Annotated in this window: 18 protein-coding genes; all 18 read left to right on the top strand. The window is 43.1% G+C overall.

Annotation, left to right across the window (positions count from 1 at the left end):
- Nucleotides 1–204 precede the first annotated feature (204 nt).
- Nucleotides 205–567, top strand: coding sequence for a VOC family protein (locus NFS18_RS02175; protein ID WP_251387256.1), 363 nt, complete (start codon nucleotides 205–207; stop codon nucleotides 565–567).
- A gap of 78 nt (nucleotides 568–645) precedes the next feature.
- A complete protein-coding gene (locus tag NFS18_RS02170) occupies nucleotides 646–2457 on the top strand; it encodes an aminopeptidase P family protein (RefSeq protein ID WP_251387254.1) in 1812 nt (603 codons plus the stop codon).
- A 156-nt stretch (nucleotides 2458–2613) separates the two neighbouring features.
- The gene (locus tag NFS18_RS02165) at nucleotides 2614–3513 is read left to right on the top strand and encodes a MurR/RpiR family transcriptional regulator (RefSeq protein ID WP_251387244.1); all 900 of its coding nucleotides are present in this window, start codon (nucleotides 2614–2616) and stop codon (nucleotides 3511–3513) included.
- Nucleotides 3510–4802: a BaiN/RdsA family NAD(P)/FAD-dependent oxidoreductase gene (locus NFS18_RS02160; protein WP_251387242.1), complete on the top strand. Its 1293-nt coding sequence runs from the start codon at nucleotides 3510–3512 to the stop codon at nucleotides 4800–4802. The genes NFS18_RS02165 and NFS18_RS02160 overlap by 4 nt, the downstream gene beginning before the upstream one ends.
- A 223-nt stretch (nucleotides 4803–5025) precedes the next feature.
- Nucleotides 5026–5688 (top strand): (d)CMP kinase, encoded by a 663-nt coding sequence (cmk, locus tag NFS18_RS02155; protein WP_251387240.1) that lies wholly within the window; start codon nucleotides 5026–5028, stop codon nucleotides 5686–5688.
- Between the two features lie 18 nt (nucleotides 5689–5706).
- Nucleotides 5707–6564: a 4-hydroxy-3-methylbut-2-enyl diphosphate reductase gene (ispH, locus tag NFS18_RS02150; RefSeq protein ID WP_251387238.1), complete on the top strand. Its 858-nt coding sequence runs from the start codon at nucleotides 5707–5709 to the stop codon at nucleotides 6562–6564.
- Complete coding sequence (rpsA, locus tag NFS18_RS02145; RefSeq protein WP_251387236.1) at nucleotides 6545–7630, top strand: 30S ribosomal protein S1; 1086 nt, start codon at nucleotides 6545–6547, stop codon at nucleotides 7628–7630. Before ispH ends, rpsA begins: the two co-directional genes overlap by 20 nt.
- Nucleotides 7631–7883: 253 nt before the next feature.
- Entirely contained in the window at nucleotides 7884–9203 is a 1320-nt protein-coding gene (gene rsxC / locus NFS18_RS02140) for an electron transport complex subunit RsxC (RefSeq protein ID WP_251387234.1), read from the top strand.
- Nucleotides 9204–9218: 15 nt separating this feature from the next.
- Nucleotides 9219–10151, top strand: coding sequence for an RnfABCDGE type electron transport complex subunit D (locus NFS18_RS02135; RefSeq protein ID WP_251387232.1), 933 nt, complete (start codon nucleotides 9219–9221; stop codon nucleotides 10149–10151).
- A complete protein-coding gene (locus tag NFS18_RS02130) occupies nucleotides 10151–10762 on the top strand; it encodes an RnfABCDGE type electron transport complex subunit G (protein WP_251387230.1) in 612 nt (203 codons plus the stop codon). Before NFS18_RS02135 ends, NFS18_RS02130 begins: the two co-directional genes overlap by 1 nt.
- Nucleotides 10755–11441: an electron transport complex subunit RsxE gene (rsxE, locus tag NFS18_RS02125; RefSeq protein ID WP_251387228.1), complete on the top strand. Its 687-nt coding sequence runs from the start codon at nucleotides 10755–10757 to the stop codon at nucleotides 11439–11441. The genes NFS18_RS02130 and rsxE overlap by 8 nt, the downstream gene beginning before the upstream one ends.
- A 12-nt stretch (nucleotides 11442–11453) precedes the next feature.
- Nucleotides 11454–12029 (top strand): electron transport complex protein RnfA, encoded by a 576-nt coding sequence (locus NFS18_RS02120; protein ID WP_251387226.1) that lies wholly within the window; start codon nucleotides 11454–11456, stop codon nucleotides 12027–12029.
- Nucleotides 12030–12043: 14 nt separating this feature from the next.
- Nucleotides 12044–12853 carry an RnfABCDGE type electron transport complex subunit B gene (locus NFS18_RS02115; RefSeq protein WP_251387224.1) on the top strand — a complete coding sequence of 270 codons (810 nt, stop codon included), beginning with the start codon at nucleotides 12044–12046 and terminating at the stop codon, nucleotides 12851–12853.
- A gap of 469 nt (nucleotides 12854–13322) precedes the next feature.
- On the top strand, nucleotides 13323–13679 hold the full coding sequence (locus tag NFS18_RS02110; protein ID WP_251387222.1) for a NusG domain II-containing protein: 357 nt from the start codon (nucleotides 13323–13325) through the stop codon (nucleotides 13677–13679).
- A gap of 100 nt (nucleotides 13680–13779) precedes the next feature.
- A complete protein-coding gene (locus tag NFS18_RS02105; RefSeq protein ID WP_251387220.1) occupies nucleotides 13780–14274 on the top strand; it encodes a Gx transporter family protein in 495 nt (164 codons plus the stop codon).
- A gap of 59 nt (nucleotides 14275–14333) precedes the next feature.
- Nucleotides 14334–14945, top strand: a complete 612-nt coding sequence (gene ruvA / locus NFS18_RS02100) for a Holliday junction branch migration protein RuvA (RefSeq protein ID WP_251387218.1) — start codon at nucleotides 14334–14336, stop codon at nucleotides 14943–14945.
- Between the two features lie 102 nt (nucleotides 14946–15047).
- On the top strand, nucleotides 15048–16043 hold the full coding sequence (ruvB, locus tag NFS18_RS02095) for a Holliday junction branch migration DNA helicase RuvB (protein ID WP_251387210.1): 996 nt from the start codon (nucleotides 15048–15050) through the stop codon (nucleotides 16041–16043).
- Nucleotides 16044–16161: 118 nt separating this feature from the next.
- Nucleotides 16162–16572, top strand: coding sequence for a cell division protein ZapA (gene zapA, locus NFS18_RS02090; RefSeq protein WP_122642868.1), 411 nt, complete (start codon nucleotides 16162–16164; stop codon nucleotides 16570–16572).
- Nucleotides 16573–16695 lie beyond the last annotated feature (123 nt).

The following is a 16695-nucleotide window of genomic DNA, read 5'->3' as shown; positions in this document are numbered from 1 at the left end:
GTTCTTTTTCCTTTTGATATTTTTTCGGGAAGGATGTTGGACTGAAATGTGATATAGTAAAAGGAATAAAGATGATGAGGGAGGATTTGTGGGAGGAATGAATGGAGACAGGATTACTGCATACCGCTATGAGAGATGTGAAAGAATAATTATGGATGAAAAATTAAGTAAGAAGTGTTGGCAAAGTTTAGGAGGTGAACAGCAATGAAACTGAAGAATGTTTTAATTGTTGTAAAAGATATAGAAAAGTCAAAACAATTTTATCATGATTTGTTTGGGCTTGATATGGTGCTTGATAATGACGGCAACATGATTTTGACAGAGGGACTTGTGCTTCAGGATGAAAGAATCTGGAAAGATTTTCTGAAGAAGGATATCATACCTCAAAGCAATTCCTGTGAATTGTATTTTGAAGAAAAAGAGATAGAAGTGTTTGTTAAAAAACTGGAGAAATTGTATCCCGAAATTCAATATGTTAACAAGATTATGACACACAGATGGGGGCAAAAAGTAGTTCGGTTTTATGATTTGGATGGCAATCTGATTGAAGTGGGAACACCTGTATAATGCAGTAAAAGACACTTTAACAGTATAAAAATATATGCGGATTTCAGCAAAAATTGCAAGGATGATGAAAGGATTGACATGATAAGAGAAAGAATCGCTTTATTACGGCAGGAAATGAAAAGTCAGGGCATCGATTTCTATATCGTTCCTACTGCTGATTTTCATCAGAGTGAATATGTGGGAGATTACTTTAAATGCCGGGAATATATGACAGGGTTTACAGGTTCTGCGGGAACTGCGTTGTTTACACAGAAAGAAGCATATCTGTGGACAGACGGACGGTATTTTATTCAGGCGGAAAAACAATTGGAGGGAACGGGAATTTTATTACAAAAATCGGGCGAGTCAGGAGTTCCTACGATAGAGAAGTATCTGGAAGCGGAAGTACAGGCATCAGATTTAGATACTATCGGTTTTGACGGAAGAACAGTCAGTATCACTGTGGGGAAACGGTATGCAGAAATTGTGGAAAAAGCAGACGGAAGTGTTCGCAGTGATATAGATTTGGTGGGGGAAATATGGACAGACAGAACGGAAATGTCCTGTGAACCTGTATTTTCTCTGGACATAAAATATGCAGGTGAAGAAATGTCTTCCAAGGTAAGCAGACTGCGTCGGAAAATGCAGGAGCGCGAAGCTGATTACTGTGTACTTACAGGACTGGATGACATCGGATGGCTGTTGAATCTCCGCGGAAATGATGTGGAATATTGCCCGCTGCTTCTCTCTTATGCCGTAGTGGGTATGGACGGAGTAGAATTATATGCGGATGAACAGAAATTCAGCAGTGAAATCAAAGAAATACTTCATAAAAATAAGGTAGAATTATATCCTTATAATGATATTTATGGACGCATGAAGATGTTTAAAAGCGGCGAAACGGTACTTCTTGATCCAGACCAGATGAATTATGCATTGTATTGCAATTTGCCGGAGTATGTGAAGAAAGAGGAACAAGTGAATCCGGTGATTCTGATGAAAGCAGTGAAAAATGAAACAGAAATAGCGAACATTCGGAAAGCACATTTGAAAGACGGAATTGCTTGTACAAAATTCATGTACTGGTTAAAACAGAATGTTGGTAAAATAAAAATTACCGAGATTTCAGCATCCGAGAAGCTAGAAAGCCTGCGCTTGGAACAGGAACACTTTATCGGTCCCAGCTTTGAACCGATCTGCGCATATAAAGAACATGCGGCTATTGTTCATTACTCTGCTGTACCGGAGACAGATGCAGAGTTGAAAGCAGAGGGGATGATTTTATGTGATACAGGCGGGCACTATCATGAAGGCTCTACAGATATCACAAGAACAATTGTATTAGGTGAACTGACGGAGAAAGAAAAGGTTCATTTTACAACAGTACTGTGCGGTATGTTAAATCTTGCAGATGCACGGTTTTTGTATGGGTGTACTGGTATGAGTCTGGATTATGCCGCCAGAGAGCCTTTCTGGCGGCATAATCTGAACTTCAATCACGGAACAGGACACGGTGTGGGATATCTTGGCAGTATCCATGAACCGCCTGCAAGATTCTTCTGGAGAATGCCGGCGGGAACTACACATGCTATTCCTGTTTTGGAACCGGGAATGGTGATTACCGATGAACCGGGAATTTATATTGAAAATTCTCATGGTGTCCGCACAGAAAATGAACTGCTGGTAACAAAAGGAGAAGCCAATGAATACGGACAGTTCCTGCATTTTGAGACATTGACTTTTGTACCAATTGATCTGGATGCAGTCAAGCCGGAACTGATGACAGAGCAAGAACGAAAGCTATTGAATCAGTACCATAAACAGGTAAGAGAAAAACTCACCCCATATCTTACCGAAGAAGAAAAAGAGTGGCTGAACATTTATACAAGGGAACTTGTCCCTGTTTCATAACTTGCAAATGATTCTCTGATATTGTATAATTTACCGTAACAGTCCGGTGGACTGTTTTGAGTGACTATGAAGCCGACAGGCTGAATAGTTGTAATCTACCCGTGATGCTTTCTTAATAAAAAGCAGTAAATGATTAAGAAAAAGAGGATATAAAAAGTGGCAGAAAACAGTACGAATGAACTACTGACGCGCATAGAAGAACGGCGGGGACAGTTCAGTAAAGGACAGAAACGTTTGGCGGATTATGTAATTGAAAATTATGATAAAGCGGTCTTTCTGACAGCAGCAAAGCTGGGAGATGTCGTAGGGGTCAGTGAATCTACGGTTGTGCGTTTTGCAACACAGCTTGGATATAAAGGATATCCGGGATTCCAGAAGGCGCTGGAAGAGCTGGTGCGGAATAAACTGAATTCTATCCAGCGCATGGAAGTCACTTACGGCAGAATCGCCCAGTCAGAGATTCTGGAGACGGTATTGCATTCCGATATCGAAAAGATCAAAATGACAATGGAAGCCATTGATCAGAATGCGTTTGATCTTGCAATTGACACAATTCTGAACGCCAAATGTATTTATGTTGTCGGTATCAGAAGCTGTGCGCCGCTTGCTTCTTTTTTGAGTTTTTATCTGAATCTGGTCTGTGAACATGTGATAACAGTGAATACGAACAGTTCCAGTGAAATTTTTGAGCAGTTAATCCGTATCAATGAGAAAGATGTGATTATCGGAATCAGTTTTCCGAGGTATTCTATGCGGACACTTAAAGCTCTGGAATTTGCAAGTAACCGGAAAGCAAAGGTTATCACTCTGACAGACAGTGTTCATTCCCCGATGAATCTATACTCTTCCTGCAATCTGATCGCAAGAAGTGATATGGCATCTATTGTAGATTCTCTCGTTGCGCCGCTAAGTGTGATCAATGCGCTTGTCGTTGCGCTTTGCATGAAAAAGCAGCAGGATGTCGTGAATACACTGGAAACATTAGAGAAAATCTGGGGAGAGTATCAGGTGTACAGCGGTGATGAATTAAATCAGGTTAATATGGAGATAGAATGAGCAGAGTATTAGTGATCGGCGGCGGAGCGGCAGGAATGATGTCAGCTATAATTGCTGCCAGAAACGGACATGAAGTCCATTTGTATGAGAAAAACGAGAAATTAGGCAAGAAATTATTTATCACTGGAAAAGGAAGATGCAATGTGACCAATGCGGGAGATATGGATACCCTTTTTAACTCTGTTACAAGCAATCCCAAATTCTTATACAGTGCATTTTACAGCTTTACCAATGAGCAGGTGATGGATTTGTTTGAAGAACTGGGAGTGCCGCTGAAAGTAGAGCGGGGAAACCGGGTGTTCCCGGTTTCCGACCATTCTTCTGATGTTATCAGTGCATTGAACCGGGAGTTAAGACGGTTAGGCGTGAAGGTGAATTTGCATACAGAAGTAAAAAAAGTCGTAGCAGCAGGAAATGATCAGGGAGCAGAGCCAGGAATTGTGTCCGAAAATACAGATAGGAACAAAGAGCAGACAATGCCCGGTTTTCAAAAAATAATTTTAAGCAATGGAACAGAAATTACAGGAGACGCTTGTATTGTAGCGACCGGAGGTGTTTCTTATGTGTCTACCGGGTCTACAGGAGACGGATACCGTTTTGCCGAGGAGACAGGGCATCGTGTGACCAAACTTATGCCGTCTCTTGTGCCAATGGAAGTCAAAGAGTGGTATGCCAGAAAGTTACAGGGATTGTCTCTGCGTAATATTAATGCGGTGATATATGACGGTAAAAAGAAATTATACGAAGAGTTCGGGGAAATGTTGTTTACCCATTATGGGGTGAGCGGTCCCATTATCATTAGTGCCAGCAGCAAAATGGGAAAGAAGCTGCAAGAGAAAGAATTGCGTCTGCGTATTGACCTGAAGCCTGCACTGACGTCAGAACAACTGGATCAGCGGATACTGCGTGATTTTGAAGAAAATCGTAACAGGCAGTTTAAAAATGCAGTGGACAAGCTGTTCCCTGCTAAGTTAAAGCCGATAATGCTGGAGCTGAGTGGGATTTCCGGGGAAAAGAAGGTCAATGAGATTTCCAAAGAAGAGCGTCTTAAGTTTGGTATGCTGATCAAGAATTTTGAGATGACATTGACAGGACTGCGTGGATATAATGAGGCGATCATCACCAAGGGCGGTGTCAGCGTGAAGGATATTGACCCGGGAACTATGGAGTCTAAGAAAGTGAAAGGGTTGTATTTTATTGGTGAAGTGTTAGATTTAGATGCACTGACAGGGGGATTTAATTTGCAGATCGCATGGTCTACTGCCGCGGCGGCGGGAAATGCAGTTTGACAGGCGAGCGCGGATTTATGGCGGAAATGTATCAAGATAAAAAGAAGAATTTGTTACTGTTCACACGGCATCTTGCACTGCGCTGCAAGGTGTCCGGCCAATGAAGTGATGACAATAATATATCCAGCCCCTCGCCGAAGGCGGCTTAAAATGGGCTGGATACTGTTAATGGAGCACCTGTAGGGTGTGAACAGTAACAAGATTTTCTATGCAGGAGGTTATTATGGGATATAATGTAGCGATAGACGGACCGGCAGGAGCAGGAAAAAGTACCATTGCCAAGCTGGTGGCAAAAGAAAAAGGATATATTTATGTGGATACAGGGGCAATGTACCGTGCTATGGCGATGCACTTTTTGAAAAAGGGAATTCAGCCGGAAGAGACTGACAAGGTGGCTGCGGCATGCGAAGATGCAGATGTAACGATTAGTTATGAAGATGGTGTTCAGCAAGTTTATCTGAATGGAGAAAATGTGACTGCACAGCTTCGGACAGAAGAAGTGGGAAATATGGCATCTAAAACATCTGCCATTCCTAAAGTACGGGAGAAGCTGCTGGAGCTGCAGCGCGGACTGGCAAGAAACGAGAATGTCATTATGGATGGAAGAGATATCGGAACAAATATTTTGCCAAATGCAGATGTGAAGATTTATCTGACTGCAAGTGTAGATACACGGGCAAAGAGACGCTATGATGAACTGACAGAAAAAGGAATTTCCTGCGATTATGAGGAGATTAAAAAAGACATTCGGGATCGTGATGAACGGGATATGAACCGCGAAACAGCACCGCTTCGTCAGGCAGAGGATGCGGTTCTGGTAGACAGTTCGGATATGGGGATCGATGAGGTCGTGCGGACAATCTGCAGTCATATTAATTTACTATAAAGGAAACGGGGAGTAACAATGAAAGTAATTACGGCGAAAACCGCAGGGTTCTGTTTCGGCGTAGAGCGGGCGGTCAATACTGTGTATGAACAGATTGAGGCACACAGAGGTGAAACTATCTATACATTCGGTCCGATCATCCACAATGAAGAGGTGATCAAGGATCTGGAGAAAAAAGGGGTGATGGTTCTCCATACAGAAGAAGAACTGGACACTCTGGAAAAAGGTGTTGTCATTATCCGTTCCCACGGCGTGGAGAAACGTATCTATGACAAACTGAATAAAAAGGGAATCGTCATTGTGGACGCAACCTGTCCTTTTGTGAAGAAGATTCACAATATCGTGCAGAAGGAAAGCAATCTGGGCAAATATATTATAATCATCGGCAATCCGGAGCACCCGGAGGTGGAAGGGATCCGGGGATGGGCGGGTGACCGTGTATCTGTCGTACAAACTGCAGAAGATATTAAAAATCTTTTACTCTGTAATGAAGAAAAGGTCTGTGTTGTCTCCCAAACGACATTTAATTACAATAAATTTCAAGATTTAGTTGAAATTATTCGCAAAAAGAGTTATGATATATGTGTTTTAAATACAATCTGCAATGCAACAAAAGAGCGTCAGACTGAGGCACAAAGGATTGCAGAAGAGGTGGATGCTATGATTGTTATAGGAGACAAGAACAGCTCCAATACTCAGAAGTTATTTGAAATATGTGCGAGCGCATGCAATGATACATACTATATACAGACGCTTGACGATTTGAATATGAATCAATTAGGGTCAGTGGTAAAAACAGTAGGTATTACAGCAGGGGCATCCACGCCCAACAATATAATTGAGGAGGTTCAAAATAATGTCAGAATTATCTTTTGAACAGATGTTAGAAGAGTCATTGAAAACAATTCATAATGGAGAGGTTGTAGATGGTACAGTCATTGACGTGAAGCCTGATGAGATTATCCTCAACATTGGATATAAAGCCGATGGTATTGTCACAAAGAGTGAATATTCCAACGATCAGAGTCTGGACTTGACAACAGTTGTTGCTGTCGGAGATACAATGACTGTGAAGGTATTGAAAGTAAACGACGGAGAAGGACAGGTTCTGCTGACATATAAGAGACTTGCGGCAGAGAAAGGCAACGAGAGACTGAAAGAAGCATTTGAGAACAAAGAAGTGCTCAAGGCTACTGTGACTCAGATTCTCGGCGGCGGACTTACTGCAGAGGTAGAAGGCGCACGTGTATTTATCCCGGCAAGCCTTGTTTCCGATTCTTATGAGAAGGATTTGAGCAAATACGATGGGCAGGAGATTGAGTTTGTGATCAGCGAGTTCAATCCAAGAAGAAACCGTGTGATCGGTGACAGAAGACAGCTTCTGGTTGCTGAGAGAGCAGAGAAACAGAAAGAACTGTTTGCAAAACTACAGGTTGGCGATACGATCGAGGGCGTTGTTAAGAATGTAACTGATTTCGGTGCATTTATCGACCTTGGCGGAGTAGACGGACTTCTTCACATTTCTGAGATGTCCTGGGGACGTGTTGAGAATCCAAAGAAGGTATTCAACGTTGGTGATACTGTAAAAGTTCTTGTTAAAGATATCAATGATACAAAGGTTGCACTGAGCCTGAAGTTCCCGGAGACAAATCCGTGGGCGAATGCTGCTGATGATTTTGCAGTAGGTACTGTGATCACAGGTAAGGTTGCACGTATGACAGACTTTGGCGCATTTGTTGAGCTGAAGCCAGGTGTAGACGCACTGCTTCATGTATCACAGATTTCCAGAGCACACGTAGAGAAACCGGCTGACGTACTTTCTATTGGACAGGAGATTACAGCCAAGATCGTAGACCTGAACGAGGGTGAGAAGAAGATCAGTCTGAGCATGAAGGCACTGGAGGCTCCAGAAGCTGCTGATGAGCAGAGTGAAGAAGAGTAAGTATATTATATGCAACGAAGATGGCATTTGGTGCCACATAGTTAAGGAAACAAACGGATCTCTATACCAGTCAATGGCATAGAGGTCTGTTTTTGTTAAAACCGTAACGAGATGTATTTAGAAATGTACAAAAAAATACAGGTTATAAACTGGATTTTGTATATAAAATCTAGTATTATAATAATGTTGTGTTGTGTCTACGGAGCAGTTCGTATACATAATAATTTAACCTAAGAAAGGAAGGAAAATCAGAATGGGACTTTTGACTTTTAAAGGTGGAATCCATCCGAATGATGGAAAGAGTCTTGCAAAAGACCAGCCGATCACCGAATTACTACCCTCAGGTGATCTGGTATATCCGCTTTCCCAGCATATCGGCGCTCCTGCAGCGGCTCTTGTGAAAAAGGGCGATACTGTTTTAAAAGGACAGAAAATCGCAGAGGCAGGCGGATTTGTGTCAGCTCCGGTTTATGCTTCCGTATCAGGAACTGTGAAGGCTGTTGAGAAACGCCTGAACCCTACGGGAAGCAGCGTGGATTGTATTGTAATTGAAAATGATGGTGAATATAAGGAAGTAGAATATGCACCTGTAAAACCATTGACGGAATTAAGTAAGGAAGAGATTCTAAACATGATCGCCGATGCCGGAATCGTTGGTATGGGCGGTGCGGGATTCCCGACACGTGTCAAGCTCTCACCAAAAGAGCCGGAAAAGATTGAATATATTATTGCAAACTGTGCAGAGTGTGAACCATATATTACAGCAGACTACAGAAGAATGCTGGAGAATACGGAAGATCTCGTAAGCGGTATGCGTGTTGTGCTCTCAATGTTCCCCAATGCAAAGGGTGTGTTTGGTGTAGAGGACAATAAAAAAGACTGTATAGAGAAGTTGAAAGCAGCGACAAAAGATGAGCCGCGTATGGAAGTTAAGGCATTGCAGACAAAGTATCCTCAGGGAGCAGAGCGTCAATTGATCTATGCATTGACAAAGCGTGCGATCAATTCTACGATGCTTCCGGCAGATGCGGGATGTATCGTAGATAACGTAGAAACGCTGATCGGTATTCACAATGCAGTGATAGGCGGAAGACCGCTGACAGAGCGTATTGTAACTGTAAGCGGTGATGATGTTCAGAAGCCGGGGAACTTTAAGGTGTTGCTTGGAACCAATCACCGGGAGCTGATCGAAGCGGCGGGAGGATTTGTACAGGAGCCTCAGAAACTGATCTCCGGTGGTCCGATGATGGGATTTGCAATGATTACACTGGATGCGCCTGTGACTAAGACTTCTTCTGCAATTCTTGCTTTTAAGGAAGATATTGTAGCAAAGAGTCCGGCAAGTGCATGTATCAATTGCGGACGTTGTGTAGAGGTTTGCCCAAGCCGGATCATTCCATCCAGACTGGCAGATTATGCAGAGCGTTTTGATGAGGAAACCTTCACGGCACAGAATGGGCTGGAGTGTGTGGAGTGTGGTTCATGCAGCTATGTCTGTCCGGCAAAACGTCCGCTGAAGCAGTCAATCGGTTCTATGAGAAAGATTGCGCTGGCGAACAAAAAGAAAAAATAGAGAGGTGAATGAACAGTGAATGAGAAATTAAATGTATCATCTTCACCGCATATACGGGATAAAGTGACAACCGGCAATATTATGATGTGGGTTGTGATCGCTTTACTGCCGGCAACGTTCTTTGGAATTTACAATTTCAGACATGAGAATGTGTGGCTGCTCGTATTGGTGACAACAGGTACAGCGGTACTGACAGAATATCTTTATGAAAAACTGATGCACAAACCAATCACGATCAAGGATTTTAGTGCAGTTGTCACAGGACTTCTGCTTGCTTTGAATCTTCCGCCGACACTGCCGCTTTGGATGGGTGCGCTTGGCTCTGTATTTGCGATCCTTGTTGTGAAACAGCTTTTTGGTGGTCTGGGACAGAATTTCATGAACCCGGCGCTGGGAGCAAGATGTTTCCTTTTGATTTCCTTTACAGGACGTATGACTTACTTTGTTCATGAAGGAGTGACAGGTGCGACGCCGCTGGCTGATTTAAAAGCGGGAGAAGCAGTGGATACAATGAGTATGCTTCTCGGAAATATCAGGGGAACCATCGGTGAGACATCTGTTCTGGCAATTATGATCGGTGCAATGCTTTTGATCCTGCTTGGGATTATTGACCTGCGGATACCGGGTACATATATTGTTTCTTTTGTAATCTTTATTACGATTTTCGGCGGAAATGGATTTGACCCGCAGTACATTACCGCTCATCTCTGCGGAGGCGGACTGATGCTGGGAGCATGGTTCATGGCGACGGATTATGTGACCTCTCCGATTACAAAGACCGGACAGATCGTGTATGGTATCTGTCTCGGTGTATTGACTGGATTGTTCCGTCTGTTCGGAGGAAGCGCTGAGGGCGTATCCTATGCGATCATCATCAGTAACCTTCTGGTTCCGTTGATCGAGAAGGTTACTCTTCCAAAACCATTTGGTAAAGGAGGAGAGAAATAATGAATAAGATTGTAAAGAATACAGCTATATTGACAATTATTACTCTTGTTGCCGGTGCGCTTCTCGGGCTGGTATATGAGATCACAAAAGAGCCAATCGCAGTTGCACAGGAGAATGCAAAGCAGGAAGCATATAAAGTTGTAATTGCAGATGCAGCGGCTTTTAGCGCGTATGAGGACTTTGATGCAGAAGAAGCGAAGACGGTTGTTTCAGAAGCAGGATATACCGAGGACATTACAGAAGTAGCAGCGGCTGAAGATGCTTCTGGCGAAATCATCGGATATGTGATATCTGCAACTTCTCATGACGGATACGGCGGAGATATTTCTGTTTCCGTTGGTATTTTGAACGACGGTACAGTAAAGGGCATTGAGATGCTTTCTATTTCTGAGACTGCAGGACTCGGTATGAAAGCAGACGAACCGGTATTTAAGGAGCAGTTCAAAGACAAACAGGTGGAGAAGTTCACCTATACAAAGAGCGGAGAAGAAGGCGATGATAAGATTGATGCCTTAAGCGGAGCGACCATTACAACAAACGCTGTTACCAATGCGGTGGATTCAGCTCTTGTATATTTTCAGAATGTGTTAGGAGGTAGTGTCAATGAATAAGTGTGTTGAAAGACTGTACAATGGTCTGATAAAAGAGAACCCTACCTTCGTGTTAATGCTTGGCATGTGTCCGACTCTGGCGGTTACAACATCTGCAATCAATGGTGTGGGCATGGGACTTTCTACAACAGTCGTTTTAGTATTGTCCAACGTGATAATTTCCTTGATGCGTAAAATCATTCCGGATTCTGTACGTATTCCGGTATTTATTGTAGTTGTTGCTTCTTTTGTAACGATGGTACAGTTTTTAATGGAAGGTTTTGTACCAGATCTGTATGATTCACTCGGAATTTATATTCCGCTGATCGTAGTAAACTGTATTATTCTTGGAAGAGCAGAGAGCTATGCATCTAAAAATCCTGTGATCCCATCGCTGTTTGACGGTCTTGGCATGGGACTTGGATTTACCGTAGGTCTGACAGCGATCGGTCTGGTGCGTGAGCTTCTTGGTTCCGGCAAAGCATTTAATATGCAGGTACTTCCGGTATCCTATGAGCCGATCACGATCTTTATTCTGGCTCCGGGAGCGTTTTTCGTCCTTGCAGGACTGACTGCGCTGCAGAATGTGGCAAAGAAGAAAGCCATGCAGAAGGGCGATACAAAGGCTGCTGCAAAGATTGGCTGCGGAACAGATTGTTCGGAATGCGGCAAAAAAGAAACTTGTGGAAATATGAAATAGGAGGGATAGAAGATGAAAGAATTGTTATTGATCGCAGTTGGTTCAGCATTCGTGAATAACGTTGTGCTCAGCCAGTTCCTCGGAATCTGTCCGTTCCTGGGCGTTTCCAAAAATGTAAAGACGGCAAGCGGTATGGGCGGAGCAGTTATCTTCGTTATTACTATTGCGTCTTTTGTAACCAGTCTGATCTACAAATTCATTCTTGTTCCATCAGGATTTGAATATTTACAGACGATCGTGTTCATTCTCGTAATTGCTGCTCTTGTGCAGTTCGTAGAGATGTTCTTAAAGAAAATGATGCCACCGCTTTATAATTCACTGGGAGTATTTCTTCCTTTGATCACAACAAACTGTGCGGTGCTTGGTGTAGCTTTGACAAATGTACAGAAATCTTATACCATCCTTGAGGGTTTGGTAAACGGTATTGCAACGGCGTTCGGTTTCTTCGTAGCGATCGTGTTGATGGCAGGTATCCGTGAGAAGATTGAGTATAACGATGTTCCGGAAGCATTCAAGGGAACGCCGATCGTGCTTGTGACCGCAGGTCTGATGGCAATCGCATTCTTTGGATTCTCCGGTTTGATTTAAGGAGGGCGTGAGAAATGATGACAGGTATGTTAATTGCCGCGGCGATCGTCGGCGGTGTCGGATTGTTTATCGGCGTGTTCCTTGGAATCTCCGGCAAGAAGTTTGCCGTTGAGGTCGATGAAAGAGAAGAAGCAATCACAGGCGTACTGCCGGGAAATAACTGCGGCGGTTGCGGTTATGCGGGATGTTCCGGTCTGGCTGCCGCGATTGTTGCAGGTGAAGCAGAAATAGGGGCATGCCCGGTAGGCGGCGCTCCGGTTGCGGCTCAAATCGGTAAGATTATGGGACAGGAGGCTGGAGATCAGGCGCGGCAGGTAGCATTTGTAAAATGTGCCGGAACTTGTGAAAAGGCACAGACAGAGTACAATTATTATGGGATTCAGGATTGTACCATGGTAAATATGATGCAGGATGCAGGTCCAAAGGGATGTGATTATGGCTGTCTCGGATATGGAAGCTGTGTAAAGGCATGTCCGTTTGACGCAATTCATATCGTTGACGGAGTAGCTGTTGTAGATAAAGAAAAATGCAAAGCTTGTAAGAAATGTATTGCCGCATGTCCGAAGAAGCTGATCGAGCTTGTACCTTATGAGCAGAAGACATTTGTACAATGTAATTCCAATGACAAAGGAAAAGCTCTGATGGATGTCTGTCTTGTAGGATGTATCGGATGTAAGTTGTGTGAGAAGAACTGTGAAGCAGGAGCGATTACGGTAACAAACTTCCTTGCACACATTGACTACTCCAAATGTACAAATTGCGGTGTCTGTGCGGATAAATGCCCTAGAAAGGTAATTATTCCGAGAGTAGTTCCAGTAGAATAGGCGAAAAAGAAAAGTAATCAGAATGGAAAGACAGGTTGTATGAACTTGTCTTTTCTTTTATTTTATTGTAAATAATCGTTATTGTTCACAGTCGAACTGCGCATAAACTGCGCATTTACGACCCAATACAATGAAGTTTCCAAGCATTTGTGCCTCGCCGCAGGCGATTTTAAATGCACAAACGCAGTTACTTTGCACAGCAGCAGGCTGTGCAAAGGTAACAGTTCAACCCAGGACTTTGCACTGGCTGCAAAGTCCGTGAAATAACGTACAGGTAGAGAAGCATCAAGCCACCACGAAGTGGTTTTGCATGGCTTGATGCCTGTAACAGGAAGCCGAAGGCTGAACTGTTACGTATAATCGAACATAAGGTTGCATTCATAGAAATGATATGATATTATGATTACGGTTTGAATGGAGAGATTTCATCTGTGAGATTCCATTATAATAAAGAACAGAGAGTGTTTCAATGAAGAAAAATGATTGGATTATGGTTGCCGCGGTCATTGTGATCGCCTCGGCATTTATAGGATTTCATTTCTTTGGTAAGAATAGCGGAAATGGATGGGTAGAAGTGCAGGTAGACGGAGAAGTCTATGGTTCTTACCCGCTGCATAGAGAACAGACAATAGAGATTAATGACACGAACCTGCTGACGGTTGTAAATGGTGCTGCTGAGATGAAGCGGGCATCCTGCCCTGACCAGGTGTGTGTACACCACAAGGAGATTTCCAGAAATGGAGAGAGTATTATCTGCCTGCCTAATAAAGTAGTTATATCAATTGTGGATGGTGAAGAACCGGAATTAGATGCTGTTGCGAATTAGATCTTCTATTTAAAAAGATAATAAGATGACATGCAAAAAGCTGTGTTACAGAATCTGTTCTGCATATATTATGAAAGAAAGAAGCGGAGGAAGCAAAAGATTGAAGAATAAAGCGGCATATTTTGGTGTGTTTACAGCGCTTGCACTGATTTTCAGTTATGTGGAAATGCTGATTCCGATTCAGTTCGGCATACCGGGAATTAAACTTGGACTTGCCAATTTGCTGATCGTGATTTTTTTGTATAAGAGAAACGCAATAGAAGCACTTCTCTTATCAGTTGTACGGATCGTACTTGCAGGGTTTATGTTTACAAATCTGTTCAGTATATTATATAGTCTGGCAGGCGGTATTTTAAGTTTGGCAGTAATGGCACTTCTAAAGAATAGAGGAACATTCAGTGTGATGGGAGTCAGTATTGCAGGAGGGATCAGCCACAATATGGGGCAGTTGGTTGTCGCAATGTTGGTTGTAGAGACTTACAGAGTCGGATATTATTTCCCGGTGCTTCTGATTGCAGGTATGCTGACAGGAATGGTGATCGGTGTTGCGGCTAATGAGGTATTAAAGCGGCTGCATAATGTGGTGTTTTATTGAAAGTGCCGTTAACAGAACGGTATCAGCGGACAAAATTTTATAACTATGGGAGGAATGGTATGATTTCATATATCAGAGGTGAACTTGCGGCAGTTGAAAAAGAAAAGGTCATTATAGATGTAGGCGGCATAGGCTATGGAATCTTCATGCCTGAGGCATCCATGGGACTTTTGCCGCAGATGGGAAATGAAGTGAAGCTGCATACATATTTAAATGTAAGAGAAGACGCTATGCAGTTGTTTGGTTTTCTGACAAGGGACGATCTGGAAGTGTTCAGATTATTGATCGGAGTCAGCGGGATCGGTCCAAAGGGCGGACTTAGTATTTTATCAAGATTGACATCAGATGACCTGCGGTTTGCAGTGTTGTCAGGAGATGCAAAAGCGATTTCTGCTGCACCGGGAATCGGCAAGAAGACAGCCGAAAAGGTTATTATTGAATTGAAGGATAAGCTGGATATTGAGGATGTGCTGAATCATTCCGCAGATGGAGGCGCAGAGATTGCAGCAACAATGGATTCGGGAGCGAATGAGATTCAGTCTGAGGCGGTACAGGCATTGGTGGCGCTTGGTTATGGAAGTACAGAGAGTCTGAAAGCTGTTAAGAAAGTCAGTCTTGAGAATGCAACAGTGGAAGAGGTGTTAAAGCAGGCGCTAAAAAACCTATTTTAATACTGTCATTAAATTATATATGAAAATAAGTATTATATGAGGAATCATCGGCTGGAATCCGGCGGTGAAATCAAATAAGCAGTATAGAATACGAGGGAAGCAATGGCAAAGAGAATCATTACAACAGAAAATCTGGAAGAAGATATCAAAATCGAGAATCATCTCCGGCCGCAATATTTGAAGGATTACATTGGTCAGGAGAAGGCAAAGCATACACTGGATATTTACATCCGTGCGGCAAAGGAACGAGGGGATGCATTGGACCATGTGCTATTCTATGGCCCTCCGGGACTTGGAAAAACTACACTGGCAGGTATCATTGCCAACGAGATGGGGGTTAATATTAAGATCACTTCTGGTCCGGCGATTGAGAAACCGGGAGAGATGGCGGCAATTCTGAATAATTTACAGGAAAATGATATATTGTTTGTAGATGAGATCCACCGTCTGAACCGTCAGGTGGAAGAGGTTCTTTATCCGGCAATGGAAGATTATGCTATTGATATTATGATCGGGAAAGGGGCGACAGCCCGCTCTATCCGTCTAGATCTGCCGAAGTTCACGCTGGTAGGTGCTACGACCCGTGCGGGAATGCTGACAGCGCCGCTGCGTGACCGGTTTGGTGTGATTCATCATTTGGAATTCTATACAGAAGCGGAACTGACTACGATCATCATACGCTCTGCACAGGTTTTAGATGTAGAAATTGAAGAAAGCGGAGCGGTGGAACTGGCAAAGCGTTCCAGAGGAACTCCGCGGCTGGCAAACCGTCTGCTGAAGCGCGTGCGTGATTTTGCACAGGTAAAATATGATGGCGTGATTACAAAGGATGTGGCGAATTACGCGCTGGATCTGCTGGATGTAGACAAGTATGGTCTGGATCACATCGACAGAAATATTTTATTGACAATGATCGAGCGGTTTCAAGGAGGACCGGTGGGACTGGATACTCTGGCAGCGTCTATTTCTGAGGATGCGGGAACCTTGGAAGATGTGTATGAACCGTATCTTTTAAAGAATGGATTTATCCAGAGAACACCGAGAGGCCGTGTAGTAACTGAGCTTGCTTATGTACATCTTGGAATACCAACGGATTAAATGATTGTATCCGTGTATACAATTTGATTAAAAGAAATTGGAAAACACTGAAAAAACAGTTGGTTTTTGCTTCTGAATGGTTTATAATAGCATGTAAGAAATACATGGGGAGGAAGCTATGAGTTCAGCGAAACATTTTACAGAAGTTTTAATCGGCGGGAAAGTGTATACCTTGAGTGGGTTTGAAGGAGAAGAATATTTGCAGAAGGTCTCTTCCTATCTGAATCATAAGATCACAGAATGCACGAACAGCGAGGGATACCGCAAACAGAGTGCTGACACGCGCAATGTGCTTCTTGCCCTGAATATTGCCGATGATTACTTCAAAGCAAAGAAGCAGGGGGATTCTCTGGAGAACGACATTGAGTTGAAGGACAAAGAAATGTACGATTTGAAGCATGAGCTGATTTCCGTACAGATTAAGCTGGAGAATGCAGAAAAAGAACTGGCGAAGATGAAAGAAGAAAATAATGATTTACAGATGCAGATTGTGAAGCTTGAGACCGAGATGAAGAATCGCAGAAAGTAAAGAATAGCAGGCTGTCTTCCACATGACAGCCTCTTTTACTATTATCGTTCGCAGCTTGCTGCTGTGCACAGAAATAGCATTAAAAATGAATGTATATACAATCTGTTTTTATATAAGGAGTAT

This window comes from Mediterraneibacter agrestimuris (assembly GCF_943193195.1).
Taxonomy (GTDB): Bacteria; Bacillota; Clostridia; order Lachnospirales; family Lachnospiraceae; genus Schaedlerella; species Schaedlerella agrestimuris.
Note: the sequence above shows the minus strand (reverse complement) of the source record. Positions and strands in the feature narration are given on the sequence as shown.

What these genes read in the sequence shown, in the direction of transcription:
- cmk (WP_251387240.1), top strand. Translation starts at nt 5,026, where the DNA reads ATGGGATATAATGTAGCGATAGACGGACCGGCAGGAGCAGGAAAAAGT.
- NFS18_RS02175 (WP_251387256.1), top strand. Translation starts at nt 205, where the DNA reads ATGAAACTGAAGAATGTTTTAATTGTTGTAAAAGATATAGAAAAGTCA.
- ruvB (WP_251387210.1), top strand. Translation starts at nt 15,048, where the DNA reads ATGGCAAAGAGAATCATTACAACAGAAAATCTGGAAGAAGATATCAAA.
- NFS18_RS02130 (WP_251387230.1), top strand. Translation starts at nt 10,151, where the DNA reads ATGAATAAGATTGTAAAGAATACAGCTATATTGACAATTATTACTCTT.
- rpsA (WP_251387236.1), top strand. Translation starts at nt 6,545, where the DNA reads ATGTCAGAATTATCTTTTGAACAGATGTTAGAAGAGTCATTGAAAACA.
- NFS18_RS02160 (WP_251387242.1), top strand. Translation starts at nt 3,510, where the DNA reads ATGAGCAGAGTATTAGTGATCGGCGGCGGAGCGGCAGGAATGATGTCA.
- rsxC (WP_251387234.1), top strand. Translation starts at nt 7,884, where the DNA reads ATGGGACTTTTGACTTTTAAAGGTGGAATCCATCCGAATGATGGAAAG.
- NFS18_RS02120 (WP_251387226.1), top strand. Translation starts at nt 11,454, where the DNA reads ATGAAAGAATTGTTATTGATCGCAGTTGGTTCAGCATTCGTGAATAAC.
- NFS18_RS02115 (WP_251387224.1), top strand. Translation starts at nt 12,044, where the DNA reads ATGATGACAGGTATGTTAATTGCCGCGGCGATCGTCGGCGGTGTCGGA.
- NFS18_RS02170 (WP_251387254.1), top strand. Translation starts at nt 646, where the DNA reads ATGATAAGAGAAAGAATCGCTTTATTACGGCAGGAAATGAAAAGTCAG.
- ispH (WP_251387238.1), top strand. Translation starts at nt 5,707, where the DNA reads ATGAAAGTAATTACGGCGAAAACCGCAGGGTTCTGTTTCGGCGTAGAG.
- zapA (WP_122642868.1), top strand. Translation starts at nt 16,162, where the DNA reads ATGAGTTCAGCGAAACATTTTACAGAAGTTTTAATCGGCGGGAAAGTG.
- NFS18_RS02110 (WP_251387222.1), top strand. Translation starts at nt 13,323, where the DNA reads ATGAAGAAAAATGATTGGATTATGGTTGCCGCGGTCATTGTGATCGCC.
- rsxE (WP_251387228.1), top strand. Translation starts at nt 10,755, where the DNA reads ATGAATAAGTGTGTTGAAAGACTGTACAATGGTCTGATAAAAGAGAAC.
- ruvA (WP_251387218.1), top strand. Translation starts at nt 14,334, where the DNA reads ATGATTTCATATATCAGAGGTGAACTTGCGGCAGTTGAAAAAGAAAAG.